Source organism: Variovorax sp. GW823-FHT04F07 (assembly GCF_058795995.1).
This window is the reverse complement of record NZ_JBXAIG010000006.1, coordinates 360,354-384,125: the sequence shown is the minus strand read 5'-3', so window position 1 is coordinate 384,125 and position 23,772 is coordinate 360,354. Positions and strand designations below refer to the sequence as shown.

The following is a 23,772-nucleotide window of genomic DNA, read 5'->3' as shown; positions in this document are numbered from 1 at the left end:
AGGCCGCATGAGCAGCGGACAGGACGCCACCGCCATCCACCGCGCCATCGAGGCGGTCTGGCGCATCGAGTCCGCGAAGATCATCGCCGCGCTCGCGCGCAAGGTGCGCGATGTGGGCCTGGCCGAAGAGCTGGCGCAGGACGCGCTGGTGGCCGCGCTCGAGCAGTGGCCCGTCGACGGCGTGCCCGACAACCCCGCCGCGTGGCTCACGCAGGTGGCCAAGCATCGCGCCCTCGACCGCCTGCGCCACGTGCAACTGGCCGAGCGCAAGGCGCCCGAGATCGGCCGCGAGCTCGATGCGCTGCACGCCATGGCGCAGGCCGATTTCGCGCAGGCGGTGGATGCGGCGCTCGACGACGACATCGGCGACGACCTGCTGCGCCTGGTGTTCACCGCCTGCCACCCGGTGCTCTCGACCGAGGCGCGTGTGGCGCTCACCTTGCGGCTGATGGGCGGCCTCACGACCGACGAGATCGCGCGCGCCTTTCTCGTGCCCGAGGCCACCGTGGCGCAGCGCATCGTGCGTGCCAAGCGCACGCTGGCCGAGGCGCGCGTGCCCTTCGAGGTGCCGCGCCGCCACGAGCTCGAAGCCCGGCTGGCCTCGGTGCTCGAGGTGCTCTACCTGATCTTCAACGAGGGCTACTCGGCCACCGCCGGCGACGACTGGATGCGCCCCGCGTTGTGCGACGAAGCGCTGCGCCTGGGCCGCATCGTGGCCGAGCTGGTGCCCGGTGAAGCCGAGGTGCACGGGCTGGTCGCGCTGATGGAAATCCAGGCCTCGCGCACCGCCGCGCGCGTCGGCGCCTCGGGCGAGCCGGTGCTGCTGCTCGACCAGAACCGCGCGCGCTGGGACCCGATGCTGATCCGCCGCGGCCTGGCGGCGCTGGCGCGCGCCGAAGCGCTGGGCGGCGCGCTCGGCCCCTACGCGCTGCAGGCCGCCATCGCCGCCTGCCATGCCCGCGCGCGCACCGCGGGCGAGACCGACTGGGCCCGCATCGCGGCGTTGTACGACGCACTGGCCGCGCTGTCGCCGTCGCCCATCGTCGAGCTGAACCGCGCGGTCGCGCTGTCGATGGCCTTCGGGCCGGCGGCCGGGCTGGAGGTGGTCGATGCGCTGCAGGACGAGCCCGCGCTGAAGGGCTACCACCTGCTGCCGACCGTGCGCGGCGACCTGCTCTTCAAGCTGGGCCGCCGCGACGAGGCGCGGCGGGAGTTCCAGCGTGCCGCCTCGCTCACGCGCAACACGCGCGAGCAGGCGCTGCTGCGGGCGCGCGCCGAGGCCTGCGGCGACAAGCCTTAGCGGACGGGCGCCGATGTGCCCGCGGAAGGCGAGCCCGGCAACCCGAACTGGTGCCACGCGCGGCGCAGCTGCGTGTCCGAGCCGAAGCCCGACAGCTCGGCCGCCCGCGTCACGCTGGCGCCCGAGGCCAGCGCCAGTTGCGCGGCGGCCAGCCGCAGTCGGCGCAGGTAGGCCAGCGGCGCCACGCCTGCATGCTCGACGAACAGGCGCGTCAGGTGCCGCGCCGAGGTGTGGGCGACCTCGGCCATGCGCGGCACGCTCCAGTCGGCCTGCGGTTGTTCGCTGACCGCGTCCTGCACCCGGTGCAGCGCCGCGTGCAGGTGGTTGCGGTAGGCGAGAAAGGGCGACAGCTCCGGGTCGTGCGGGCCGCGCCGCAGCGCGACCACCATCGCCTGCGCGACCTGGGCCGCCAGCGCCTCGCCGCAGGTGTCGGCGATGCGGTGCAGCATCAGGTCGATGCCCGTCGTGACGCCCGCGCTGCTGTAGACCGGCGGGTCGATCACGAAGACGCGGTTGCTCACCACCTCGCAGCGCGGCTCCACGGTGCGCAGTTCGTCCAGGTGATGGTGGTGCGTGGTGACGCGCCGGCCCGCGAGCGCACCTGCGTGTGCCGCGAGCAGGGCGCCCGCACAGACCGTCACCAGCTCGACGCCGCCGCGCGTGAAGCGCTGGCCGCGCAGCCAGTGCAGCAGGTCCTGCGCCTCGGGCGTGTCGGTCGCGATGGTGTCGCCCGGCAGGCCGACCAGCACCACCCAGCCCGGGCCATCCCACTGCGTCGGCAGCGGCGACAGCCCCGAAAGCGCGACGCCGACCGAGCCCCTCATGCTGGGCCGCGGCCCCGCGAATTCGATGAGGAAGCGCTCGGGCTGGCCCGCCGCGCGCAGCCGCTGGTTGGCGATGCGCAGCGCCTCGGCCGGTCCGGCCCAGTCGAGCACCAGGCTGTCGGGCAGGAGCACGAAAACTACGCGGACAGGGGCTAGTTGTGGGTCCATGTGTAGTCCATCTGGCGCGCGGTGCGCTCGGCCAGGTCGCGCCCGGCCAGGCGTTCGACCAGGTGCAGGCTCATGTCGATGCCCGCGCTGATGCCGGCCGAGCTGACGATGCGGCCGGTGTCGACCCAGCGCACGCCGTCGCGCACGTCGAGTTGCGGGAACTGGGCGCGCAGGTCGGCGAGGTCTTCCCAGTGCGTGGTGACCGCCTCGCGCGTCACGACGCCGCTTTGTGCCAGCAGGAAGACGCCGGTGCAGACCGAGGCGACGAGCTGCGCGCCGGCCGCGCACCGGGCGATCCAGCGCAGGGTGTCGGGGCTCGCCATCGGCGCATCGACCACGCCGCCGGGGACGACCAGCACGTCGGCGGTGGCGGCGGCATCGGCCAGCGTGTGGTCGGCGAGCAGCCGCAGGCCGGCGCGCGCCTGCACCGGTTCCCCGGCGCGGGTGTGGGCGACCGAGGCGACCTCGAAGGGCGCGGGCGCACCCGGCTGCAGGCGCTGGTGGACGCGCGCGGCGGTGGTGAAGACCTCGAAGGGGCCGGCGAAGTCGAGCGCCTCGACGCCGTCGTAGGCCAGGATGCGCACGCGCAGCGGGGTCATTGAAATACCTCCGTGCTTCGCACTTCGGTGCGAGCTTGCTTGGGGCGGCCCGGCGCGGCGCTCATGCGGTCGCGCCTTCCGTGGCACGCGCCAACGCCTGCGCCACGCTGCAGACCGTGGCGAAGCGCCCGTCCAGCACGGTCGCGGTGCGCGCCTTGATGTCGGCGGCCGACAGGGGGCGGCCGTCGGGCTGCACCATGTCGAAGGTGAGGGTGGCGTCGGTCACGTAGTCGACCTCCCAGCCCAGGTCCGAGGCGTGACGCGTGGTGGTTTCGCAGCATTGCTCGGTGCGGATGCCGCTCACGATCAGGCGGCGGATGCCGTGCTGCGTGAGCCATACGTCGAGCCCGCTGTTGACCAGCGCGCTGTGGCGGTGCTTGGTGAAGGTGGCGGCCGCCTCGAAAGGCGCGAGGCCCTCGATCGGGCGCACGTGGCCCGATTCGAGCGCGAAGGGGTTGGCCGGGGATGGCGGCGCATCGACGTGGAAGACGCGCACCACCGGCAGTCCGGCCGCCACGGCGCCGGCGATCAGCGCGTTCTGGGCCTCGAGGTAGGGCGCGAGCAGGGCGGCGTTCCAGTAGGGGCGGTGGCGGAACGATTCCTGGGCGTCGATCACAATCAGACAGGTGGTCATGGCGGTGGCGGGTAAGGCAAAGTGGATGATGCCGCCTATTTTTGGGCGCCGCCAGCGCTTCGTCCGCGCCGAAGCGGACCGGAACCGATCAGATCAGGACATTGCCCGGTCGCTAGACTAGGCCGCCCGCGTGCAGTTCTTTTTTCAGGTACGCGTAGTACAGCGGCGCCGCCACCAGCCCGGCCGGGCCGAACACCGCTTCGGCCACGAACATCACCGACAGCAGCTCCCACACGCGCATCTGTGTGCGTGCGCCGACCACCTTGGCGTTGATGACGTACTCGGCCTTGTGGATCAGGATCAGGAAGGCTAGGCAGGCCGCGGCCGTGACCGGCGACACCGACAGCGCCACCAGCGTGATCACCGAGTTGCAGACCAGGTTGCCCACGATCGGCACCAGCCCGGCCACGAAGGTCAGCGTGATGAGCGCGGGCGTGTAGGGCAGCTCCAGGCCCCACAGCGGCATCAGGAACAGCAGGAAGATCGCGGTCAGCAGCGTGTTGAAGGCGGCGATCCAGAACTGCGCGGCCACGATCTGGCCGAAGGCCTCGCCGAAGGTGGTGATGCGCAGGAACATCTGCTGCGCCAGCGGCCGGCGCTGGGCTGGCGCCGGCGCCACGGCGGCCAGCGCGCCGATGATCAGGCCCACGTAGGCGAACAGCAGCCCGCCCAGCCAGGCGCGCCCGGCCATGGCGAGCGAGCCGGCCTGCGTGCGCAGGTAGTTGGCGACGATGCGCTGCACCTCGGCCGCGCCCTCGGGCAGGTAGACGGCGATGTCGGGTGGCAGCTTGGAGCGCAGCTCGAGCACCGTGCGGGCCGTGTAGTCGAGCAGTTCGCGGTACTGGTCGGGCGCATCGAGCACGTACTCGCGCGCCTGCGAGAACCCCAGCGTGACCAGGCCGATCGGGCCCAGCAGCACCAGCGTGACCGCCACCACCCGGGCCAGGCTGCCGGCGGCGGAACGCAGGGGCTTCAGGCGCGACAGCCAGCCGCCCAGCAGCCGGGCGAACCAGCGCGCGACCAGGAAGCCGATGCACACGCACAGCAGCCCCGGCAGCAGGTGCTGCCACATCACGAGCATCAGCCCCGCGAGCATCAGCAGGTAGCTGGCCAGTACCACGTGGCGGGAGGCGGCGGCCGGGGGCGGGGCGGCGAGGGTGGCGTCGGGCAGCGGCGTGGCCATCCGGGGAGCGGGGCGTGCGGTGAGAAAAAGAAAAAAGAACGGGCGCGCGATCAGGCGACGACCACGGCCGCGCCGTCGCCGCGCTCGGCGATCACGCCGATCTCGTGCACCGATTCACCGGCGGCGCGCAGCGTGGCGGCGCAGGCGGCGGCTTCGGCCGCATCGATCACCACGACCATGCCGATGCCGTTGTTGAAGGTGCGGTTCATCTCGATGTCGTCGATGCCGGCCACCTTCTGCAGCCAGGCGAAGAGCTCGGTCTGCGGCCAGCTGCCCTTCTTCAGGTGGGCGGCGGTGCCTTCGGGCAGCACGCGCGGGATGTTCTCGAGCAGGCCGCCACCGGTGATGTGGGCCAGCGCCTTGATCGGGTGCTTGCCCAGCGCTTCGAGCACGGGCTTCACGTACAGGTGGGTGGGCTCCATCACGGCTTCGCGGAAGGGCTTGCCGTCGAGGGTGGCGGGCAGGTCGGCGCCGGCGCGCTCGATCACCTTGCGCACGAGGCTGAAGCCGTTGGAATGCACGCCGGCCGAGGCCAGGCCCAGGACCACGTCGCCGGGCTTGACGTTCTGACCGGTGAGGATCTTGGACTTTTCGACCGCGCCGACCGCAAAGCCGGCCAGGTCGTACTCGCCGGCCGGGTACATGCCGGGCATTTCGGCGGTTTCGCCGCCGATGAGGGCGCAACCGGAGATTTCGCAGCCGCGGGCGATGCCGCCAACCACGGCCGCGGCCGTGTCCACGTCGAGCTTGCCGCAGGCGAAGTAATCCAGGAAGAACAGGGGCTCGGCGCCCTGCACCAGCACGTCGTTGACGCTCATGGCCACGAGGTCGATGCCGACCGTGTCGTGCATGTTCCATTCGAAGGCCAGCTTGAGCTTGGTGCCCACGCCGTCGGTGCCGCTCACCAGCACCGGTTCCTTGTAGCGCTTGGGCACTTCGAACAGCGCGCCGAAGCCGCCGATGCCGGCCAGCACGCCTTCGCGCATGGTTTTCTTCGCCAGCGGCTTGATGCGGTCGACCAGGGCGTCGCCTGCGTCGATATCGACACCGGCGTCCTTGTAGCTGAGCGGGGTGGGCGTGGAGGAGGTCATGGGCGGGCGGTGTCGAGAAGAAGGAGCGAAAAGGTTCGCGAAGCAGCGAGGAAGGGCGGGCAGGGGAGGCGCCGGCGACCGAGGCGGCCGGGCCGATAGAATTCCTCACGATTTTAAGGGCCCTCCGGGCCCCCTCCATGAACCTTCCCGGGATGAAACAGCTCGCGCTCGATATCGGCATTGCGACGGGCCCCAGCTTCGACGCCTTTTTTGCCGGCCCCAACGAGGCGGCGCTGCGACACCTGCAAGTGTGGGTCGGCGGCGCCGATGGCAGCCCCGCGCTGCACTCGCCGGTGCCGACCTACCTCTGGGGCGACAGCGGCAGTGGCAAGACCCACCTGCTCGAATCCGTGCGTGTCGCACTGGCCGAGCAGGGCGCCAGCGTGGGCTGGCTGCATGCCGGCCTGCTGGAGCCGCCCGAGTTCGACGAGCGCTGGGGCGCCGTCCTGCTTGACGACGTCCACCTCTACACCGCGGTGCAGCAGCACGCGGCCTTCAACTGGTTTGTCAACGCCCAGACCCTGCAGCGCGGCGTGGTCGCCGCCGGCGCCTTGCCGCCGGCCGACCTGCCGCTGCGCGAAGACCTGCGCACCCGCCTCGGCTGGGGCCATGTCTTCCACCTGCAGGTGCTGAGCGAAAGCGAACGCCGCGCGGTGCTGCGCCAGGCGGCCGACGCGCGCGGCGTGATGCTGTCCGACGACGTGCTCGACTTCATGCTGCACCGCTTCAGCCGCGACCTGGGCAGCCTGATGGAGCTGCTGTCGCAGCTGGACGGCTACGCCCTGCAGACCCAACGCGCGATCACCATTCCGCTGATCCGCTCCATGCTCGAAAACGAATAGACAGATAAGAAGAAGCGCCTGCTCCTCCTCAAAAAACAACCAATGATCAAGAAATTCATCGACAAGCTGCTCGGCAAGTCCGCCGGCGGCACGCAGGGCAAGAGCCGCTTCGGCAAGCGCCAGGAGGTGCCGGCAGAGGTTCACAAGATCGATCCCGCCCTGGTCGACGAACGCGCGAAGAACGTGGTCACCACGCTGCAGCAAGCGGGCTACGAGGCCTACGTGGTGGGTGGCGCGGTGCGCGACCTGCTGCTGGGCCTGCGCCCGAAGGACTTCGACGTGGCCACCAACGCCACGCCCGAGCAGGTCAAGTCGCTGTTCCGCCGCGCCTTCATCATCGGCCGGCGCTTTCGCATCGTGCACGTGGTGTACGGCCGCGGCCGCGAGCACGAGGTGATCGAGGTCTCGACCTTCCGCGCCTACATGGACAGCGCCGCCGCCGAGCAGGTGGCCGGCAACGAACGCACCAGCAAGGGCGAACTGGCGAGCATGAAGCACGCCGTGGACGCCAGCGGCCGCGTGCTGCGCGACAACGTCTGGGGCCCGCAGGAAGAAGACGCGGCGCGCCGCGACTTCACCGTCAACGCCATGTACTACGACCCGGCCAACCAGGTGGTGGTCGACTATCACAACGGCATCAAGGACGCCCAGAAGCTCACGCTGCGCATGATCGGCGACCCGGTCACGCGCTACCGCGAAGACCCGGTGCGCATCATTCGCGCCATCCGTTTCTCGGCCAAGCTCGCCGCGCTCGGTTTCAAGATGGAAGCCAAGACCGCCGCGCCGCTCATCGAATCGAGCAAGCTGCTGGCCGACGTGCCGCAAAGCCGCATGTTCGACGAGATGCTCAAGCTGCTGCAGACCGGCCATGCCATCGCCACGGTGGAGCAACTGCGCAAGCTGGGGCTCGCCACCGGCATCTACCCGCTGCTCGACGTGGTGGTGGAGCGCGCCGACCAGCCCTTCGTGAAGGCCGCCCTGCAGGACACCGACCGCCGCGTCGGCGAAGGCAAGCCCGTGGCGCCCAGCTTCCTGCTGGCCTGCGTGCTGTGGGCCGACGTGCGCGACGGCTGGGCCCAGCGCCAGGAAGGCCGCCACGGCCAGCGTCCGCAGCCTCCGTTCCCGGCGCTGCAGGATGCGATCGACGACGTGTTCAATTCGCGCATCGGCGACGTGTCGGGCCGCGGCAAGCTGGCCGCCGACATGCGCGAGATCTGGATGATGCAGCCGCGCTTCGACAAGCGCACCGGCTCCACGCCCTACAGTCTGGTCGAGCAGGCGCGCTTCCGCGCAGCCTTCGACTTCATGCGCCTGCGTGCCGACGTGGGCGAGGTCGGTGAAGCCATCGCCGAGTGGTGGCAAGAGTTCAGCACCGCCGACGACCTGCGTCGCCAGGACTTGCTCGAACAGGTGCGCGAAGAACAGAAGGTGCGCCAGCGCGTGCGCCTGCGCGACCCGGCCGCTGCGCCCAAGCCGCGCAGCGAGCAGCCGGCACGCCAGAAGCAGGCCGCCGCCGGGTCGGACGATGGCGACGGCCCCGACATCGAGGCCGATGCCGTGCCGCCGGACGGCGAAGCCGCCGCGCCGCGCAAGCGCAAGCGCCGGCGCAAGCCGCGCCCCGTGGGCGGCGGTAGCGGTGGTGGCGGCAGCGAGGGCGGCGGGAGCGCCGCAGGCGAATGAGCACGCCCGACCGGCCGAAGGACGGCAAGAAGAGCGCCCCGACTGCCAAGGCAGCCAAGGGGGGCAAGCCCGCGCCGCGCGCCGGAAGCAAGCCGCCATCGGCCGGCAGCAAGAGCGGCCCGCCCGCACGCCGCGCGTCTTCGCGTCCACGCGGTCCGCGCGAGGACTACCCCACCGTGCAGGCCTTCGTCGCCATCGGCGCCAACCTGGGCGATGCCGAGGCGACCGTGAAGGAGGCCATGGCCGCCATCGGCGCGTTGCAACGCACCCAGGTCACGGCCCGCTCGTCGCTCTACCGCAGCGCGCCGGTCGATGCCGAAGGCCCCGACTTCATCAACGCCGTGGTGGCCGTGCGCACCGGGCTGGACGCGGAGCAGCTGCTCATCGCGCTGCAGCGCCTGGAAACGCTGGCCGGCCGTGAGCGGCCCTTTCCCAATGCGCCGCGCACGCTCGATCTCGACCTGCTGATGCACGGCAACTCGGTGATCGAAAGCCCCACGCTGACCCTGCCACACCCGCGCATGCGCGAGCGCGCCTTCGTGCTCAAGCCGCTGGCCGAGATCGCGCCCGACAAGGTGCCGCGCGCCGCGCTGGCACGCGTGACCGGCCAGGTCATCCAGAAAATCCGCTGACTCTCGGGGCTGCCGGCATGCGGCTGTCCCTGCCCGATCTCGCCGGCGTTGCCGCGTGCGTGCGGCTGGTCGTGGCACTGCGGCTGCCGGCCTGAGCGAGCCTGTCGCGCCGGAGCCCGAAGGTCGGCCCGACCGGGCGTTCCGGTCGCGCCCGTTAAACTCGGGAAGTTTTCACGAAGGCGTCATGAAATTGTGATTGGCGCGTCCCAGGAGTTTTTTCCATGTTCGGCAAGCTGCTGCCCCGAGAGGGCAATTTTTTTGAAATGTTCAACCAGCATGCCGAGCGCATCGTGGAGGCGGCGCGTGCGTTCGAGCAGCTCGTCACCCACTATGCGGACGTGCACCTGCGCGAACAGTACAACCGCGACGTCGACAACGCCGAGCGCGCCGCCGACCGCGTGACGCACGACGTCAACCGCCTGATCCACAAGACCTTCATCACGCCCATCGACCGCGAGCAGATCCACAAGCTCATCAACACGATGGACGACGTGGCCGACCTGATCCAGGACTCGGCCGAGACCATGGCGCTGTACGACGTGCGCCACATGACCGACGAGATCGTGCGCCTCACGGCCCTGAGCGTGAAGTGCTGCGACCGCCTCAAGGACGCCGTGAAGTACCTCGGCAAGATCGCCGACCCGGCCGTGGCCGAGGCCACGCTCAAGACCTGCGAGGAAATCGACCGCCTCGAATCCGACGCCGACCGCGTGATGCGCAGCGCCATGAGCAAGCTGTTCCGCGAAGAGCCGGACGTGCGCGAGGTCATCAAGCTCAAGGCGATCTACGAGCTGCTCGAGACGATCACCGACAAGTGCGAGGACGTGGCCAACGTGATCGAGGGCATCGTCCTCGAGAATTCCTGAGCGGGTAGCAGCCGATGACAACGGTGCAGGTCGCCCTCTGGGTGGTGGTGGTGCTGGTCGCGCTCGCGATCCTGTTCGACTTCATGAACGGCTTCCACGATGCCGCCAATTCGATCGCGACGGTGGTGTCCACCGGCGTGCTCAAGCCGGGGCAGGCCGTGGTGTTCGCGGCTTTCTTCAACCTGATCGCGATCTTCGTCTTCCACCTGAGCGTAGCGGCGACCGTGGGCAAGGGCATCGCCCAGCCTGGGGTGGTCGACGTGCACGTGGTGTTCGGGGCGCTCATCGGCGCCATCAGCTGGAACCTCGTCACCTGGTACTACGGCATCCCGAGCAGCTCGTCGCACGCGCTGATTGGCGGCATCGTGGGCGCCGTGATCGCCAAGACCGGCACCAGCGGCCTCGTGGCCTCCGGCATCTGGAAGACCGTGGCCTTCATCTTCGTGTCGCCGCTGCTGGGCTTCCTGCTGGGCTCGCTGATGATGATCGTGGTGGCCTGGGGCTTCCGGCGTGCGACGCCCTCTCGGGTGGACCGATGGTTCCGGCGATTGCAGCTGGTCTCTGCCGGTGCCTACAGCCTGGGCCATGGTGGCAACGACGCGCAGAAGACCATCGGCATCATCTGGATGCTGCTGATCGCCACCGGCTACGCCTCGGCCAGCGACGCAGTGCCGCCGACCTGGGTCATCGTGAGCTGCTACGCAGCCATTGCGCTGGGCACCATGTTCGGCGGCTGGCGCATCGTGAAGACCATGGGCCAGAAGATCACCAAGCTCAAGCCCGTGGGCGGCTTCTGCGCCGAGACCGGCGGGGCGCTGACCCTGTTCCTGGCCACCGCGCTGGGCATTCCGGTGTCGACCACCCATACCATCACGGGCGCCATCGTCGGCGTCGGTGCCACGCAGCGCGCCAGCGCGGTGCGCTGGGGCGTGGCGGGGAACATCGTCTGGGCCTGGGTCCTGACCATTCCCGCCTCGGCCTTTGTGGCGGCGATGGCTTACTGGTTCAGTTGGCAGATTTTCTGAAGCACTGAAGCGTCGGCGCCTCGTTCGCAGAGGCGCCGCGCTTGGCCGAGCGCCTATTGCGAGATTTTTCGGCCTTCTTCGATCTGGTGTTCGAAGTAGTGCTGGAAGCTGTACACGATGCTCGCCATCAGGATCGAGCTCCCGAAGAACAAAGACGCGACCACGGCGCCGATCGTGAGCCAGTTGGTCTGGCCCGGTGCGGCGTCGGCCGGTGCGCCGGCGTTGAAGCGCGCATTCCATTTCTCCGGTGTCATCAGGCCGTAGATGATCGCCATCAGCGCGCAGCCCGCGATCGTGAAGCCGAGCAGCGGGATCAGCGCCCAGCTCACGCCGTCGTCCACGCCGTACATGCGCAGGCGCTCGATGCCGTAGATGCCCAGCGCCGTGGGAATGGGCAGCAGCCAGCCGAGCCAGTCGCCCATGCCGCGCAGGTAGAAGCGGTGCAGGCCCAGCGGGCCACCGAGGAAGGAGAGCCAGGCGGCGACGGTCTTGCTTTTCATCTTTTTCATCATTCGGGTTTGGTGCGGCTGCCTTCGCCGAGTACTTTTTCCATCAGGACCACGTCCCGCCAGGCGTCGAACTTCCAGCCGCAGTCTTTCAGCACGCCCACGTGCGTGAAGCCCTGGCTGCGGTGCACGCCGACCGAGCCGGCGTTGGCCGAGTCGCCGATCACCGCGATCAGCTTGCGCACGCCGACCGCCTCGGCCGCCTGCGAAAGCGCCGCCAGCAGCTGTGCGCCCACGCCTTTGCCGCGCGCGGCCTCGGACATGTAGATCGAGTCTTCGGCCGAAAACCGGTAGGCCGGGCGGGGCTTGAACCAGTTGCAGTAGGCAAAACCCAACACTTCGCCGTTTTCTTCGGCCACGAGGTAGGGCAGGTTCTTGCCCAGCACGTCGGCGCGCCGGGCGGCCATGTCGGCCTCGGACGGAGGCTCGGTTTCGAAGGTGCCGGTGCCGTGCAGCACGTGGTGGGCATAGATGGCCGTGATGGCTGCGATGTCTTCGTCGCGGCTGGGGCGGAGGGCGAGGGTCATGCGGGTGGGGCAGGCGGCGCGGGGCCGGAATTCGGAGAAAAACCCGGGTCGGGCTATAATCGTGGGCTTTTCAGCGTGCGCTGGCCGGGTGGCCATGTCGCGTGTCTCGACGCTGGAAGAACATCGTGAGCGGGCCTCTTTCTATTTGAACTGGCTCGCTGACCACCCAAGGATAAATCATGGTCGTCATTCGACTCTCCCGCGGCGGCTCCAAAGGCCGTCCGTTCTTCAACATCGTCGTGTCGGACAAGCGCGTTCGCCGCGATGGCCGTTTCATCGAGCGCCTGGGTTTCTACAACCCGACCGCCAAGGAAAACGAAGAAAGCATCCGCATCGCCCAGGACCGCCTCGCCTACTGGAAGAGCGTCGGTGCTCAGGCTTCGCCCACGGTGCTGCGCCTGATCAAGCAAGCCGCTGCCGCGGCCCCCAAGGCGGCCGCCTAAGCCGCCCGCACGGCGATGCTGCCCACACTCGAAGCCGCCGAACTGCCGGCGGATGCGATCGAGGTCGGACGCATCGCCGATGCCTGGGGCATCAAGGGCTGGTTCAAGGTCCTGCCCCACAGCGCCCAGCCCGAGGCGCTTTTTTCTTCCAAGCGCTGGTTCCTGCAGGCTCCCGGAGCCTCCACGCCCGCCGCTTTCCGGCTCGCGGTCCGCGAAGCCAAAGAACATTCCGACTGCATCGTCGCCTCGTCCGAGGATGTGCCCGACCGCAACGCGGCCGAGGCGCTGCGCGGCGCGCGCGTGTTCGTGCCGCGCTCGAGCTTCCCGACCGCTGGCGATGACGAGTACTACTGGGTCGACCTGATCGGCCTGTCGGTCGTCAACCGCGAAGGCGTCGTGCTCGGTGCGGTGCGCGAACTGCTCGCCACCGGCCCGCAGACCACGCTGGTGCTGACGGCCGAAGAAGACGGCAAGGCCATCGAGCGCATGGTGCCGTTCGTCTCGGTCTTCGTCGACAAGGTCGACCTGCCCGGCCGCCTCATCACGGTCGACTGGCAACCCGATTTCTGATCCGGGCCGCGCGCGCATGCGCTTCGACGTCCTCACGCTTTTTCCCGAACTGTTCGCGCCTTTCATGGCCAGCGGCGTGACGCGCCGCGCCTACGAATCGAAGCAGGTCGAGGTCGTGCTGTGGAATCCGCGCGATTTCGCCCAGGGCAACTACAAGCGCGTGGACGACCGGCCGTTCGGCGGCGGACCCGGCATGGTGATGATGGCCGAGCCCCTGGCGGCCTGCCTCGATGCCGCGCTGGCGGCCCGCGGCGCACCGGCACCGGTGGTGCTGTTCTCGCCCATCGGCGAGGCGCTGCGCCACGAGGCCGTCGAGCGCTGGTCGGCGAGCGAAGGTGCGGTGCTGGTCTGCGGACGCTACGAAGGCATCGACCAGCGCTTCATCGATGCGCGTGTCACCCACCAGGTCAGCCTCGGCGACTTCGTGCTGTCGGGCGGCGAGATCGCGGCCATGGCGCTGCTCGACGCCGTGGCCCGCCTGCAGCCCGGCGTGCTGGGCGACGAGGCCAGCCATGTGCAGGACAGCTTCAACCCGGCGCTCGACGGCCTGCTCGACTGCCCGCACTACACACGGCCCGAGCAGTGGAACGGGCAGGGCGTTCCGGCGCCGCTGCTCTCGGGCCACCATGCGCAGATCGAGCGCTGGCGGCGCGACCAGCGCCTGGCCATCACGGCCGCGCGGCGCCCCGAGCTGATCGATGCCGCCCGGGCGGCAGGCAAGCTCAACAAGGCCGATGAGGCCGCGCTGAAAAAAAAGCTATAATCCGCGGTTCCCCGATCCTCTGTCCGGCCGCGCCCGGTTTCTTGGTGGTTCTTCCGCCTAAGCCCACGGCGCCTTTAGTGCAGCCCGAAACGATCGATATCCAGGAAATCATGAACCTCATCCAGACCCTCGAGCAGGAAGAAATTTCCCGTCTCGGCAAGACCATCCCCGATTTCATGCCCGGTGACACGGTCATCGTCAGCGTGAACGTCGTCGAAGGCAGCCGCAAGCGCGTGCAGGCCTACGAAGGCGTCGTGATCGCCAAGCGCAACCGTGGCCTCAACAGCGGCTTCACCGTGCGCAAGATCTCCAGCGGCGAAGGCGTGGAGCGTACGTTCCAGACCTACAGCCCGCTGATCGCCGGCATCGAAGTCAAGCGCCGCGGCGACGTGCGCCGTGCCAAGCTGTACTACCTGCGTGAGCGCAGCGGTCGTTCGGCACGTATCAAGGAAAAGCTGCCGGGCAAGTCGCAGAAGGCTGCGTCGGCCGCTTAATCAGCCGCCGTCCTTTCTGCTCAAAAAGCCGCCGCTCTGGCGGCTTTTTGCGTTGGCGCCGCGCTTCAAGACAGTTTTCCATTTTTACGCTCTACTCCTTTCATTCCGCCACAGGCCGCATCCTCTCTTGACCTCCTCCACTTCCGCCCCCACGTCCTCCGCCGTCGTCGAACCCGTCAATGCCGTGGTGCCGCCCGCGTTGCTGCAGATCGACCCGCGCCAGGCGCCCTTCGTGGACGGAAGCGATGGTCTGCCGGCGGTGGTGCCGGCGCAGCTGACGGCAACGGCCCTGCGCGCGCGCTTTGCCTCGCCGCCCGTGTGGACGCCCGAGCTGCGCCGCGAGCCCCGCATGACCGACCGCGTGCCGGCCCAGGCCGCCGTGCTGGTGCCGATCGTGCAGCGCCCGCAAGGCGCGACCGTGCTGCTCACCGAGCGCACCACGCACCTGTCGACCCATTCGGGGCAGGTGGCCTTTCCCGGCGGGCGCGTCGACCCCGAGGACGCCAACATCCAGGCCGCCGCGCTGCGCGAAGCCTGGGAAGAGGTCGGCCTGTCGGCGCAGTTCATCGAGGTGCTCGGCACCTTGCCGACCTACACGACGGTCACCTCGTTCGTCGTGACCCCGGTAGTCGCGCTGGTGCAGCCCGATTTCGTGCTGGACATCAATCCATTCGAGGTGGCCGAGGCCTTCGAGGTGCCGCTGGCCTGGCTGATGGACCCGGCCAACCACCGCCGCCACGCGGTCAGCGCCACCGATGGGGTCCGTCGCGAGTGGTACTCGATGCCGTACGTCGACGGGCCGCACGAGCGCTTCGTCTGGGGCGCCACCGCGGGCATGCTGCGCAACCTCTACCGCTTCCTAGCCGCCTGAGTCGGATCGGGTGCCACCTGGGGCCAAAACCTTCAGGTGCTCTCGCTATCATCGAAGGATGAGCTTCTTTGCCATCCTGTGCGCGTTGCTGATCGAGCAGGTGCGGCCGCTGGGCCCGCACAACCCCGTGTACGGCGGCGTCCTGGCGTGGACGCGCTGGACCAGCCGCAATTTCGATGCGGGCAAGCCGCACCACGGATGGATCGCCTGGGGGCTCGCGGTGTTCGTGCCCACGTTGCTGTCGCTGGGCGCGCACTGGCTGCTGGTGCTCACGCTGGGCCTGCCGTTCGCCGTGCTGTGGAGCGTCGCGGTGCTCTACATGACGCTGGGCTTTCGCCAGTTCAGCCACCATTTCACCGACATCCGCGATGCGCTCGACGAGGGCGACGAGCCGCTCGCGCGCTCGCTGCTGGCGCACTGGCAGGGCGTCGATGCCGCCGAGCTGCCGCGCAGCGAAATCGTGCGCCATGTGATCGAGCATTCGGTCATCGCGGCGCACCGGCATGTCTTCGGCGTGCTGGCCTGGTTCTCGGTGCTTGCTGCGCTCGGCCTGGGGCCGGCGGGCGCGGTGTTCTATCGCATGAGCGAGTTCGTCGCGCGCTACTGGGCCCACAAGAACGGCGCGCCGGTGCAGCCCTCGAGCGTGGCGGTGCAGGACGCGGCCGAGCGTGCCTGGCATGCCGTCGACTGGCTGCCCTCGCGCATCACGGCGCTCGGCTTCGCCGTGGTCGGCAGCTTCGAAGAGGCCATCGACTGCTGGCGCAACGATGCGCGGCGCTTCCCCAACGAGAACGACGGCGTGATCCTCGCGGCCACGTCCGGCGCGGTGAACGTGCGCCTGGGCGGTGGCTCGCTGAGCCCGATCCCGGTGGCCGATCCGCTGCCGCGCGCGCAGGCCGGCGAGTCGCCAAGCGTCGGCCGGCGCCTGGACAGCGGCAGCACGCCGGGTCGCGAGCCCGAGCCCGGCCACCTGCGCAGCGTGGTCGGCCTGGTCTGGCGATCGGTCGTGATGTGGATGGTGCTGCTGGCCTTGCTCACGCTCGCGCGCTTGCTCGGCTGACCCCATGACCACCCCGTCCGCACCGGCCTTCTGGAGCCCGCGCATCGGCGCGCTCGAGCCCTACGTGCCCGGCGAGCAGCCGCGCATCGCCAACCTCGTCAAGCTCAACACCAACGAGAACCCGTACCCGCCGTCGCCGGACGCCATCGCGGCGATCCAGCGCGCGGCCGCCGACGGCCTCGAACGCTACCCCGACCCCACGTCGCTCGCGCTGCGCGAAGCCGTGGCGCGCCGCCACGGCCTGCAGGCGGGCGAAGTGTTCGCGGGCAACGGATCGGACGAAGTGCTCGCGCACGCGTTCTTCGCCTTCTTCCAGCAGGCGCAGCCGCTGCTGATGCCCGACGTGAGCTACAGCTTCTACAAGGTCTATGCCCAGCTCTACGGCATCGCCTGCGAGCAGTTGCCGGTCGATGAGGGCCTGCGCATCGACATCGATGCGTTCGCGGCGCGCGCACGGCAGGGCTGCGGCGGCATCGTCATCGCCAACCCGAACGCGCCGACCGGCATCGGCCAGCCGCTGGCGCGCATCGAGCAGCTGCTTGCGGCATGTCCCGATCGCGTCGTGCTGGTCGACGAGGCGTACGTCGATTTCGGCGGCGAGAGCGCGCTGTCGCTGATCGGTCGGTATCCGAACCTGCTCGTGGTGCAGACCCTGTCCAAGTCACGCTCGCTGGCCGGCCTGCGCGTCGGTTTCGCTTGTGGGCAGGCGCACCTGATCGACGCGCTCGTGCGGGTCAAGGACAGCTTCAATTCGTACCCGATCGACCGGCTGGCGTCCGCCGGCGCCGTGGCTTCGCTGGATGACGAGGCGTGGTTCCGCAAGACACGCGACCAGGTTGTCGACACGCGCGAAGGCCTGACGCTGCAGCTCGAGGACCTGGGCTTCGAGGTGCTGCCGTCGCAGGCCAACTTCGTGTTCGCGCGCCATCCGCAACGCGATGCGGCCGAGCTGGCCGCGTTGCTTCGCGAGCGCGCGGTGCTGGTGCGGCATTTCAGGCAACCGCGCATCGCGCAGTACCTGCGCATCAGCATCGGCACGCGGGATCAATGCAGCGCGCTCGTGCAGTGCCTGCAGGACATCCTGGCCTGACATCCCGAGGCAAGTCCATGTCGACCCTTCACGCCGATCCGCGCGCCGTTGCCTGCGCATCGTTCTGGCAAGCCTTGAGCGACAGGCTCGAGAGCCTGCATGCCTTGTCGGGCCCCGCGCTGGTGGAGGCGCTGAACGCGCTGCTGCAGCCCTTCTTTCCGAACCTGGCCGCCGAAGTGCTGGGCGACCCGCCGGCTTTCACGCTCGTGCTGACGGCGCATGGCGCCGAAGCCGATTTCGAAGACCTCATGGCGCTGGTGCGCAGCGCGCCCGCGTTGCCCCAGGTCGAGGTGGAGGCCTTCCGGCAGCGCATGCGCGAAGGTTTCAGCATGCGCATGAACGACTTCGAACTTGCTTGTTCGGACGTTCTCGTGAAGCACGAGCCCTACAGGGGGCGGGTGGCGCTGGAGATCGGCTTTGCCAAGCCCATTCCGATGGACATGCAGGACCACGCGCGCCACATGAGCCTGATCATGCTCGACCACATCCTGGGCGAGTACGACTTCGCCGTGAAGGTCGGGCCGGTCGATCACGTCGAGGCGGATGCGCAAGCGGATTTCGATGGCGTGCCGCTCGACGGCTTCGTGCCTCTGTTCGACGCATGCTGGCGCGAGGACCTGGGCCATACCGGCGTGTTTCCCGCGGGCGAGCATGGCTGGTCCGGCCTGACCGCCACGCGCACCGCCGAGGACGGCAGCGAGGTCGAGGCGGTCGTGATGCGAAACGACGCCGCGAACGCACTGCTCGGGCGTGCCGACCTGGGCCATCGGCTCTCGGCTGCCATCCCCGTCGAATCGGGCGAGGAGCTGGACGAGGCCCGTGCTTACGAAGACCGGCTGACCGCGCTGCTGCAGACGCACGGCGAAGGCTGCTGCACGCACATCGTGCTGGAGGCGGGCGTTCGCACCGTGCACTTCCATGTGGCCGATCCGCAGGCGGCCATTGCGCATGCGCAATCGGTGCAAGAGGCGCTGGAATTGCCGGTGACGCTGGCCCTGGCCTTCGACCCGACCTGGAAGTCGTACCGCACCTGGCTGGCTTGAGCGCGGCCGGCCCCTCGGTGCACCGTCAGTAGCGCGTCTGGCTCAGCTCGGCGAACAGCTCGCCGTAGATCTTGTAGCGCGAGGCGCTGATCGGCCCGGGTTGCGTCGCCGTTTCGACGTTCGAGATCACGCCGCAGCCGGGCTCGTGCAGGTGGGTGCAGTTGTAGAACTTGCAGTCGCCCGTGTGCTCGGCGATGTCGGGCATGAGGCCCGCGAGCTGCATCGGCTCGATGTGGTTCAGGCCGAATTCCTGGAAGCCCGGCGAGTCGATGAGGCCGGTGGTGCGGGCCTCGTCGATCCAGTACCAGGTGGTGCTGGTGGTCGTGTGCTTGCCCGAGTTGAGCGCCTGCGAAATCTCTTGCGTCAACACGCTCGCGCCGGGCACCAGCAGGTTGGTGAGCGTGCTCTTGCCCGAGCCCGACGGGCCGAGCACCAGGGTCGACTTGCCCGCCAGCAGCTTCATCAGCGAGGCGTAGTCCGCTTCGCCCGAGGCCTTGAGCGACAGCGGCAGCACGCCGTGGTGCATGCGGCGATAGGGCGCCAGCTTGGCCCAGGCGCGCGCAAAGGGCTCGACGAGATCGCTCTTGTTGAGCGCGATGATGGGCGTGATGCGTTGGGCCTCGGCCGCGATCAGCGCGCGCGCCAGCTGGTGTTCGGAAAACTCCGGTTCGGCTGCGATCAGGATCAGCACATGGTCGAGGTTGGCCGCGAACGACTTGGTGCGGATCTCGTCCTGCCGGTAGAAGAGGTTGCGCCGCGGCAGCACCTCTTCGATGGTGCCTTCGTCTTCGGTGGCCTGCCAGCGCACGCGGTCGCCGACCACGGCCTGGCTCTTCTTGCCGCGCGGATGGCAGATCAGCCGCTCGCCCGTGGGTGTTTCGACGAGGCAGTGGCGCCCGTGGCTGGCGACGACGAGACCGTCGTGGTGCGCCTTCCCCGTGTTGTGCGCAGCGGGGGTGAAGGCGGCGCGGCCCGGCTTAGCCACAGGCGCGTGTCCTCATGCGACGGGGCTCGCGACCAGCGCGTCGGCTTGTCGTGCGCAGTCGAAGTCGGTGATCGAGAGACCGTTCACGTCGTGCGTGTTGAAGCGCACCACGCAGCGGTTGTAGTGCACCGACAGGTCGGGGTGGTGGTCCTGCGTGTGGGCCACCATCGCCAGCGCATTCACGAAGGCGATGGTCTCGAAGTAGTTCGCGAAGGTGAAGGTCTTCTCGATCGCGACATCGGCGCCGTCGCCGGTGAGCTTCCAGCCGTCGAGCTGGGCCAGGCCCGAGACGATCTCGGTGGCGCTCAGGGCCTTGCGGGGCGGAAGGTTCTTCCAGTCCTTGGGTTTGAACATGCTGCTCATGAGGGGTTTCGCTGAAAAGGTGGGTCGAGGGTCACGCCGCGGCCATGCGCGCAAGGCGCTCGGAGGCGGGCGGGTGGGAGTAGTAGAACTTGACGAACACCGGGTCGGGCGTGAGCGTCGAGGCGTTGTCCTGGTAGAGCTTGAGCAGGGCGGCCGACAGGTCGGCGCCGCTGGTTTGCGCCACGGCGTAGGCGTCGGCCTCGAACTCGTGCTTGCGCGACAGGCGCGCCGGCAGCGGGGCGACGAAGAAGCTGAACACCGGCACGGCCAGCATGAACAGCAGCAGCGCCAACGCGTTGTTGGGCGCGGCCGGCGACAGGTTGGGCTGCACGCCCAGGCCGGCATAGAACCAGACCTGGGTCGAGACCCAGCCAAGCAACGCGAAACCGGCCAGGCTCAACGCGAACATCGCGATGAGCCGCTTCACGATGTGGCGGTGCTTGAAATGGCCGAGTTCGTGTGCGAGCACGGCCTCGACTTCGCCGGCGTTGAGCTGGCGCAGCAGCGTGTCGTAGAACACCACGCGCTTGCTGGCGCCGAAGCCGGTGAAGTAGGCATTGGCGTGCGCGCTGCGCGTGCTGCCGTCCATCACGAACAGGCCCTTGGCCGCGAAGCCGCAGCGCTTCATGAGCGCCGTGACGCGCGCCTTGAGCGTCGGGTCGTCCAGCGGCTTGAACTTGTTGAACAGCGGCGCGATGAAGGTCGGGTAGATCAGCATCAGCAGCAGGTTGAAGCCCATCCACGCGCCCCAGGCCCAGAGCCACCAGAGTGTGCCGGCCGCACCCATGAGCCACAGGATGAGTGCCGCGATCGGCAGCCCGATCAGCGCGCCGAGCAGCGTCGACTTGACGGTGTCGGTGAGCCAGAGCTTCCAGGTCATCTTGTTGAAGCCGAAGCGCTCCTCGAGCCGGAAGGTCTGCCACAGCGTGAACGGCAGCTCCAGCAGCCCGCCGATGACGGCAAAGGCCGCCAGCAGCGCCAGTTGCTGCACCATGCCGCCGCCCAGCCACACCAGCAGCAGCTTGTTCAGCAGGTCGAGCCCGCCGAGCAGCGTCCAGCCCAGCAGCAGGGCGGCGCCCCAGGCCATCTCGACGAGCCCGAAACGTGCCTTGGCGATCGTGTAGTCGGCCGCCTTCTGGTGCGCGGCGAGCGTGATGGTTTGTGCAAAAGCTTCCGGCACGGCGCCGCGGTGGCGCGCCACGTGGCGCACCTGGCGGGTGGCCAGCCAGAACTTCACGAGCAGGCCCGCCACGAGCGCCGCCGCGAAGGCAAGGGTGAAGATGAGCGAATAAGACATCATGAAGCGGCGAGTTTAGTCCGCGGCCCATGGGGGTGCAGGCCTTCGACGACAATCCTGCGATGCCCGAATCCCTTGACCCGACGCCCCCCGCAGCCGCCCCCACCCTGAAGAAAAGCGACCAGAACCTGGTCTGGCTGGACTGCGAAATGAGCGGCCTCGACCCCGAGAAAGAGCGCCTGCTCGAGATCGCCGTGGTCGTCACCGGCCCCGACCTGACGCCCCGCATCGACGGCCCCGTGCTCGTCATCCACCAGAGCGACGCCGTGCTCGACGCCATGGACGCCTGGAACAAGGGCACCCACGGCCGCAGCGGCCTGATCGACAAAGTGAAAGCCTCCACGCTCGACGAAGCCGCGGCCGAGCAGCAGCTGCTCGAATTCATCGCCAAGTACATCCCCAGGAGCGGCTCGCCGATGTGTGGCAACACCATCGGGCAGGACCGGCGCTTCCTGGTCAAGTTCATGCCCAAGCTCGAGGCGTACTTCCACTACCGCAACCTCGACGTCAGCACCCTCAAGGAGCTGGCCAAGCGCTGGAAGCCGGCGGCCTACAGCGCCTTCAAGAAGCAGCAGGCGCACACCGCGCTGGCCGACGTGCACGAGTCCATCGAGGAGCTCGCGCACTACCGGGAAACCTTCCTGCGCTTGGTAGATTGACAACAATTAGGTAAAAACCCGAAGCCGTGCCATAATCGCAGGCTTCGCTGATTTGAACGCGTCTTTGGACACAGATCAGCGTCTCTCGCATCTCCCTATCTTGCACACCGCGCCCGATCGCATTCGCTGATCAAAAAGGGCCGCAGCCTCCGACGAAAGCCGGAAGTTGAATGTCGTTGGATGGTTGATGTTTTTAACCACCAACGGGGCGCCGCCCACGGCAGCGCTCGCGTTTGAGATTGATATTCATGACCGACGCTTTTGAAGCGCAGGGCGAACTCGCGCCTGTGCAATCCGCTACCCATAACGAATTCACCGCTGTCGCGGAAACCGTGTCCGAGGCGCCGATCCTCGACGCACTGGACGCCGCAGCCCCCGAGGCCGCCGAAGCCGAGGCGCCCGCCGCGCCCAATGGTTTCATCAAGCTGGGCCTGGCCCCCGAACTGATCGCCGCCGTGGCCGACATGGGTTTCACCCAGCCGACCACCGTGCAGGAAAAGGTCGTGCCGATCGCCATGGGCGAAGCCGGTTCTGCCCGCTTCGTCGACCTGATGGTCTCGAGCCAGACCGGTTCGGGCAAGACCGCCGCCTTCCTGCTGCCCGTGCTGCACACGCTGATCAAGCGCCAGGCCGAAGCCGAAGCCGAAGCCAAGGCCGAGTTCCAGCGCCTGGCCGCTGAAGCCGCTGCCCGTGGCGAAGCGCCGCTCAAGAAGCCCAAGCGCAAGGACCCGACCAACGCCCGTCATTTCAAGGCCGCCACCCCCGGCGCCCTGATCCTGTGCCCGACGCGTGAACTCGCGCAGCAGGTTGCACACGACGCCATCGAACTGGTTCGCCATTGCCGCGGCCTGCGCGTCGCCAACGTGGTAGGCGGCATGCCTTACCAGCTGCAGATCGCCAAGCTGCAGAACGCCGACCTCGTGGTCGCCACGCCGGGCCGCCTGCTCGACCTGCAGCGCTCGCAGCAGCTCAAGCTCGACCAGGTCAAGTTCCTGGTCGTCGACGAAGCCGACCGCATGCTCGACCTCGGCTTTGCCGACGACCTGGCTGAAGTCAACCAGCTCACCATCGAGCGCCAGCAAACGATGATGTTCAGCGCCACCTTCGCGCCGCGCATCCAGCAGCTGGCCCAGCGCGTCATGCGCGAGCCGCAGCGCATCACCATCGACAGCCCGCAAGAAAAGCACGCCAACATCAAGCAGTCGCTGTACTGGGCTGACAACAGCCAGCACAAGCGCAAGCTGCTCGACCACTGGCTGCGCGACACCAGCATCAACCAGGCGATCGTGTTCGCCAGCACGCAAGTCGAATGCGACGGCCTCGCCAACGACCTGCAGCAAGAAGGCTTCAGCGCCGTCGCGCTGCACGGCGCCCTGAGCCAGGGCCTGCGCAACCGCCGCCTGATGGCACTGCGCCAGGGCCAGGTGCAGATCCTGGTGGCCACCGACGTTGCCGCCCGCGGCATCGACGTGCCGACCATCACCCACGTCTTCAACTTCGGCCTGCCGATGAAGGCCGAGGACTACACCCACCGCATCGGCCGCACCGGCCGTGCCGGCCGCGATGGCCTGGCCATCACCTTCGCCGAGTTCCGCGATCGCCGCAAGATCATGGACATCGAGCACTACAGCCGCCAGCAGTTCAAGGCGGAAGTGGTTGCCGGCCTCGAGCCGCAACAGCGCATGCCGCAATCGCGTCCCCCGATGGGCGAGTACCGCGGCGGCCGCGGCGACAACTTCTCGCGCGATCGCAAGTTCGGCAACGGCGGTGCGGGCGGCGGCGGTGGCTACCGCGGCAACAACAACGGCGGCGGCTATGCCGGCGCCAGCGGCTTCAACGACCGCAATTCGCGCGGCCCGGCCCAGGGCCAAGGCCCGCGCGGCTTCCAGGGCGGCCAGAACGCCGGCTTCGGCGGCGGTCGTGACGAAGGCGGCAACGGCGGCGGCTACGGTCGCAAGCCGGGCTGGGGCGACAGCGCCCCGCGCGGCGGCCACGGCCATGGCGGCGGTCGCGGCGACGGCGGTTTCGCACCCCGTGAAGGCTTTGCACCCCGCGAAGGCTTCGCACCGCGCGGCAACGGCGCCGGCCACGGCGGCCCGGGCAAGGTGTTCGTGCCCCGCGACGCGCAAAAGCGCGCGTTCAAGCCCAGCCGCTGATCGCCCCCGCAAGCGGCCCTGAAAAGGGCTGCTTCCCCCCAAAAGCCCGCGCTTCTCACGAACGCGGGCTTTTTCGTTGTCGGGTTTCCGAGCACTCCGGC

26 protein-coding genes are annotated in these 23,772 nt (G+C 68.8%); 16 read left to right on the top strand and 10 right to left on the bottom strand.

Annotated elements, in window-relative coordinates:
- The first annotated feature begins 7 nt into the window (after positions 1 to 7).
- Positions 8 to 1,300 (top strand): RNA polymerase sigma factor, encoded by a 1,293-nt coding sequence (locus AC1RAA_RS25980; RefSeq protein ID WP_492728288.1) that lies wholly within the window; start codon positions 8 to 10, stop codon positions 1,298 to 1,300.
- Here AC1RAA_RS25980 and AC1RAA_RS25975 read toward each other — a convergent pair.
- The 5 genes from AC1RAA_RS25975 to purM all read right to left on the bottom strand — a co-directional run bounded on the left by AC1RAA_RS25975 (position 1,297) and on the right by purM (position 5,799).
- The gene (locus tag AC1RAA_RS25975; protein WP_492728286.1) at positions 1,297 to 2,292 is read right to left on the bottom strand and encodes a GlxA family transcriptional regulator; all 996 of its coding nucleotides are present in this window, start codon (positions 2,290 to 2,292) and stop codon (positions 1,297 to 1,299) included. The two genes, AC1RAA_RS25980 and AC1RAA_RS25975, sit on opposite strands and share 4 nt — an antisense overlap.
- Positions 2,277 to 2,891 (bottom strand): DJ-1/PfpI family protein, encoded by a 615-nt coding sequence (locus AC1RAA_RS25970; protein ID WP_492728284.1) that lies wholly within the window; start codon positions 2,889 to 2,891, stop codon positions 2,277 to 2,279. Before AC1RAA_RS25970 ends, AC1RAA_RS25975 begins: the two co-directional genes overlap by 16 nt.
- A 61-nt stretch (positions 2,892 to 2,952) precedes the next feature.
- A complete protein-coding gene (locus AC1RAA_RS25965) occupies positions 2,953 to 3,525 on the bottom strand; it encodes an isochorismatase family protein (RefSeq protein ID WP_369629771.1) in 573 nt (190 codons plus the stop codon).
- Between the two features lie 112 nt (positions 3,526 to 3,637).
- Entirely contained in the window at positions 3,638 to 4,708 is a 1,071-nt protein-coding gene (locus tag AC1RAA_RS25960; protein WP_095950558.1) for an AI-2E family transporter, read from the bottom strand.
- Positions 4,709 to 4,758: 50 nt separating this feature from the next.
- A complete protein-coding gene (purM, locus tag AC1RAA_RS25955) occupies positions 4,759 to 5,799 on the bottom strand; it encodes a phosphoribosylformylglycinamidine cyclo-ligase (protein ID WP_062475090.1) in 1,041 nt (346 codons plus the stop codon).
- Between the two features lie 152 nt (positions 5,800 to 5,951).
- Here purM and hda point away from each other — a divergent pair, with 152 nt between their 5' ends.
- From hda to AC1RAA_RS25930, 5 genes are all read left to right on the top strand, one after another.
- On the top strand, positions 5,952 to 6,641 hold the full coding sequence (hda, locus tag AC1RAA_RS25950) for a DnaA regulatory inactivator Hda (protein ID WP_056571899.1): 690 nt from the start codon (positions 5,952 to 5,954) through the stop codon (positions 6,639 to 6,641).
- Between the two features lie 42 nt (positions 6,642 to 6,683).
- Positions 6,684 to 8,321 carry a polynucleotide adenylyltransferase PcnB gene (gene pcnB / locus AC1RAA_RS25945; protein WP_492728281.1) on the top strand — a complete coding sequence of 546 codons (1,638 nt, stop codon included), beginning with the start codon at positions 6,684 to 6,686 and terminating at the stop codon, positions 8,319 to 8,321.
- The gene (folK, locus tag AC1RAA_RS25940; RefSeq protein ID WP_492728279.1) at positions 8,318 to 8,953 is read left to right on the top strand and encodes a 2-amino-4-hydroxy-6-hydroxymethyldihydropteridine diphosphokinase; all 636 of its coding nucleotides are present in this window, start codon (positions 8,318 to 8,320) and stop codon (positions 8,951 to 8,953) included. The genes pcnB and folK overlap by 4 nt, the downstream gene beginning before the upstream one ends.
- Positions 8,954 to 9,174: 221 nt before the next feature.
- Positions 9,175 to 9,819: a DUF47 domain-containing protein gene (locus AC1RAA_RS25935; protein WP_056571891.1), complete on the top strand. Its 645-nt coding sequence runs from the start codon at positions 9,175 to 9,177 to the stop codon at positions 9,817 to 9,819.
- A 14-nt stretch (positions 9,820 to 9,833) separates the two neighbouring features.
- Positions 9,834 to 10,844 carry an inorganic phosphate transporter gene (locus AC1RAA_RS25930; protein WP_062475084.1) on the top strand — a complete coding sequence of 337 codons (1,011 nt, stop codon included), beginning with the start codon at positions 9,834 to 9,836 and terminating at the stop codon, positions 10,842 to 10,844.
- Between the two features lie 53 nt (positions 10,845 to 10,897).
- Here AC1RAA_RS25930 and AC1RAA_RS25925 read toward each other — a convergent pair whose 3' ends face one another.
- Positions 10,898 to 11,344, bottom strand: coding sequence for a TM2 domain-containing protein (locus AC1RAA_RS25925; protein ID WP_095950592.1), 447 nt, complete (start codon positions 11,342 to 11,344; stop codon positions 10,898 to 10,900).
- 8 nt (positions 11,345 to 11,352) lie between these two features.
- Complete coding sequence (locus tag AC1RAA_RS25920) at positions 11,353 to 11,877, bottom strand: GNAT family N-acetyltransferase (RefSeq protein WP_492728277.1); 525 nt, start codon at positions 11,875 to 11,877, stop codon at positions 11,353 to 11,355.
- 179 nt (positions 11,878 to 12,056) lie between these two features.
- Between AC1RAA_RS25920 and rpsP the strand changes: the two genes are divergently transcribed.
- The 8 genes from rpsP (at position 12,057) to AC1RAA_RS25880 (ending at position 18,211) form a co-directional block, all read left to right on the top strand.
- Positions 12,057 to 12,320, top strand: coding sequence for a 30S ribosomal protein S16 (gene rpsP, locus AC1RAA_RS25915; protein WP_007831311.1), 264 nt, complete (start codon positions 12,057 to 12,059; stop codon positions 12,318 to 12,320).
- A 15-nt stretch (positions 12,321 to 12,335) separates the two neighbouring features.
- A complete protein-coding gene (rimM, locus tag AC1RAA_RS25910) occupies positions 12,336 to 12,890 on the top strand; it encodes a ribosome maturation factor RimM (protein WP_492728275.1) in 555 nt (184 codons plus the stop codon).
- A 16-nt stretch (positions 12,891 to 12,906) separates the two neighbouring features.
- Positions 12,907 to 13,653, top strand: coding sequence for a tRNA (guanosine(37)-N1)-methyltransferase TrmD (gene trmD, locus AC1RAA_RS25905; protein WP_139701983.1), 747 nt, complete (start codon positions 12,907 to 12,909; stop codon positions 13,651 to 13,653).
- A 110-nt stretch (positions 13,654 to 13,763) separates the two neighbouring features.
- Entirely contained in the window at positions 13,764 to 14,147 is a 384-nt protein-coding gene (gene rplS, locus AC1RAA_RS25900) for a 50S ribosomal protein L19 (protein WP_056572437.1), read from the top strand.
- Positions 14,148 to 14,274: 127 nt separating this feature from the next.
- Positions 14,275 to 15,018: a CoA pyrophosphatase gene (locus AC1RAA_RS25895; protein ID WP_492728272.1), complete on the top strand. Its 744-nt coding sequence runs from the start codon at positions 14,275 to 14,277 to the stop codon at positions 15,016 to 15,018.
- Positions 15,019 to 15,076: 58 nt separating this feature from the next.
- The gene (locus AC1RAA_RS25890) at positions 15,077 to 16,078 is read left to right on the top strand and encodes a CobD/CbiB family protein (RefSeq protein WP_492728270.1); all 1,002 of its coding nucleotides are present in this window, start codon (positions 15,077 to 15,079) and stop codon (positions 16,076 to 16,078) included.
- Positions 16,079 to 16,082: 4 nt separating this feature from the next.
- Positions 16,083 to 17,168, top strand: coding sequence for a histidinol-phosphate transaminase (gene hisC, locus AC1RAA_RS25885; RefSeq protein WP_492728268.1), 1,086 nt, complete (start codon positions 16,083 to 16,085; stop codon positions 17,166 to 17,168).
- A 17-nt stretch (positions 17,169 to 17,185) separates the two neighbouring features.
- Positions 17,186 to 18,211, top strand: a complete 1,026-nt coding sequence (locus AC1RAA_RS25880; protein ID WP_492728266.1) for a hypothetical protein — start codon at positions 17,186 to 17,188, stop codon at positions 18,209 to 18,211.
- A 25-nt stretch (positions 18,212 to 18,236) separates the two neighbouring features.
- Here AC1RAA_RS25880 and rsgA read toward each other — a convergent pair whose 3' ends face one another.
- The 3 genes from rsgA to AC1RAA_RS25865 are packed head-to-tail and all read right to left on the bottom strand — an operon-like array spanning position 18,237 to position 20,856.
- Positions 18,237 to 19,196 carry a ribosome small subunit-dependent GTPase A gene (rsgA, locus tag AC1RAA_RS25875; RefSeq protein WP_489058032.1) on the bottom strand — a complete coding sequence of 320 codons (960 nt, stop codon included), beginning with the start codon at positions 19,194 to 19,196 and terminating at the stop codon, positions 18,237 to 18,239.
- 12 nt (positions 19,197 to 19,208) lie between these two features.
- On the bottom strand, positions 19,209 to 19,559 hold the full coding sequence (locus AC1RAA_RS25870) for a 4a-hydroxytetrahydrobiopterin dehydratase (protein ID WP_492728264.1): 351 nt from the start codon (positions 19,557 to 19,559) through the stop codon (positions 19,209 to 19,211).
- A 31-nt stretch (positions 19,560 to 19,590) separates the two neighbouring features.
- Entirely contained in the window at positions 19,591 to 20,856 is a 1,266-nt protein-coding gene (locus AC1RAA_RS25865; RefSeq protein ID WP_492728363.1) for a M48 family metallopeptidase, read from the bottom strand.
- A 62-nt stretch (positions 20,857 to 20,918) separates the two neighbouring features.
- Between AC1RAA_RS25865 and orn the strand changes: the two genes are divergently transcribed.
- Positions 20,919 to 21,515, top strand: a complete 597-nt coding sequence (orn, locus tag AC1RAA_RS25860; RefSeq protein ID WP_487848937.1) for an oligoribonuclease — start codon at positions 20,919 to 20,921, stop codon at positions 21,513 to 21,515.
- A gap of 248 nt (positions 21,516 to 21,763) precedes the next feature.
- On the top strand, positions 21,764 to 23,671 hold the full coding sequence (locus AC1RAA_RS25855; protein WP_070062330.1) for a DEAD/DEAH box helicase: 1,908 nt from the start codon (positions 21,764 to 21,766) through the stop codon (positions 23,669 to 23,671).
- Positions 23,672 to 23,772 lie beyond the last annotated feature (101 nt).

Excerpts from the sequence above, each read along its gene's own strand:
- AC1RAA_RS25980 (WP_492728288.1), top strand. The coding sequence starts at position 8 with ATGAGCAGCGGACAGGACGCCACCGCCATCCACCGCGCCATCGAGGCG.
- AC1RAA_RS25975 (WP_492728286.1), bottom strand. The coding sequence starts at position 2,292 with ATGGACCCACAACTAGCCCCTGTCCGCGTAGTTTTCGTGCTCCTGCCC.
- AC1RAA_RS25970 (WP_492728284.1), bottom strand. The coding sequence starts at position 2,891 with ATGACCCCGCTGCGCGTGCGCATCCTGGCCTACGACGGCGTCGAGGCG.
- AC1RAA_RS25965 (WP_369629771.1), bottom strand. The coding sequence starts at position 3,525 with ATGACCACCTGTCTGATTGTGATCGACGCCCAGGAATCGTTCCGCCAC.
- AC1RAA_RS25960 (WP_095950558.1), bottom strand. The coding sequence starts at position 4,708 with ATGGCCACGCCGCTGCCCGACGCCACCCTCGCCGCCCCGCCCCCGGCC.
- purM (WP_062475090.1), bottom strand. The coding sequence starts at position 5,799 with ATGACCTCCTCCACGCCCACCCCGCTCAGCTACAAGGACGCCGGTGTC.
- hda (WP_056571899.1), top strand. The coding sequence starts at position 5,952 with ATGAAACAGCTCGCGCTCGATATCGGCATTGCGACGGGCCCCAGCTTC.
- pcnB (WP_492728281.1), top strand. The coding sequence starts at position 6,684 with ATGATCAAGAAATTCATCGACAAGCTGCTCGGCAAGTCCGCCGGCGGC.
- folK (WP_492728279.1), top strand. The coding sequence starts at position 8,318 with ATGAGCACGCCCGACCGGCCGAAGGACGGCAAGAAGAGCGCCCCGACT.
- AC1RAA_RS25935 (WP_056571891.1), top strand. The coding sequence starts at position 9,175 with ATGTTCGGCAAGCTGCTGCCCCGAGAGGGCAATTTTTTTGAAATGTTC.
- AC1RAA_RS25930 (WP_062475084.1), top strand. The coding sequence starts at position 9,834 with ATGACAACGGTGCAGGTCGCCCTCTGGGTGGTGGTGGTGCTGGTCGCG.
- AC1RAA_RS25925 (WP_095950592.1), bottom strand. The coding sequence starts at position 11,344 with ATGAAAAGCAAGACCGTCGCCGCCTGGCTCTCCTTCCTCGGTGGCCCG.
- AC1RAA_RS25920 (WP_492728277.1), bottom strand. The coding sequence starts at position 11,877 with ATGACCCTCGCCCTCCGCCCCAGCCGCGACGAAGACATCGCAGCCATC.
- rpsP (WP_007831311.1), top strand. The coding sequence starts at position 12,057 with ATGGTCGTCATTCGACTCTCCCGCGGCGGCTCCAAAGGCCGTCCGTTC.
- rimM (WP_492728275.1), top strand. The coding sequence starts at position 12,336 with ATGCTGCCCACACTCGAAGCCGCCGAACTGCCGGCGGATGCGATCGAG.
- trmD (WP_139701983.1), top strand. The coding sequence starts at position 12,907 with ATGCGCTTCGACGTCCTCACGCTTTTTCCCGAACTGTTCGCGCCTTTC.
- rplS (WP_056572437.1), top strand. The coding sequence starts at position 13,764 with ATGAACCTCATCCAGACCCTCGAGCAGGAAGAAATTTCCCGTCTCGGC.
- AC1RAA_RS25890 (WP_492728270.1), top strand. The coding sequence starts at position 15,077 with ATGAGCTTCTTTGCCATCCTGTGCGCGTTGCTGATCGAGCAGGTGCGG.
- hisC (WP_492728268.1), top strand. The coding sequence starts at position 16,083 with ATGACCACCCCGTCCGCACCGGCCTTCTGGAGCCCGCGCATCGGCGCG.
- AC1RAA_RS25880 (WP_492728266.1), top strand. The coding sequence starts at position 17,186 with ATGTCGACCCTTCACGCCGATCCGCGCGCCGTTGCCTGCGCATCGTTC.
- AC1RAA_RS25870 (WP_492728264.1), bottom strand. The coding sequence starts at position 19,559 with ATGAGCAGCATGTTCAAACCCAAGGACTGGAAGAACCTTCCGCCCCGC.
- AC1RAA_RS25865 (WP_492728363.1), bottom strand. The coding sequence starts at position 20,856 with ATGTCTTATTCGCTCATCTTCACCCTTGCCTTCGCGGCGGCGCTCGTG.
- orn (WP_487848937.1), top strand. The coding sequence starts at position 20,919 with ATGCCCGAATCCCTTGACCCGACGCCCCCCGCAGCCGCCCCCACCCTG.
- AC1RAA_RS25855 (WP_070062330.1), top strand. The coding sequence starts at position 21,764 with ATGACCGACGCTTTTGAAGCGCAGGGCGAACTCGCGCCTGTGCAATCC.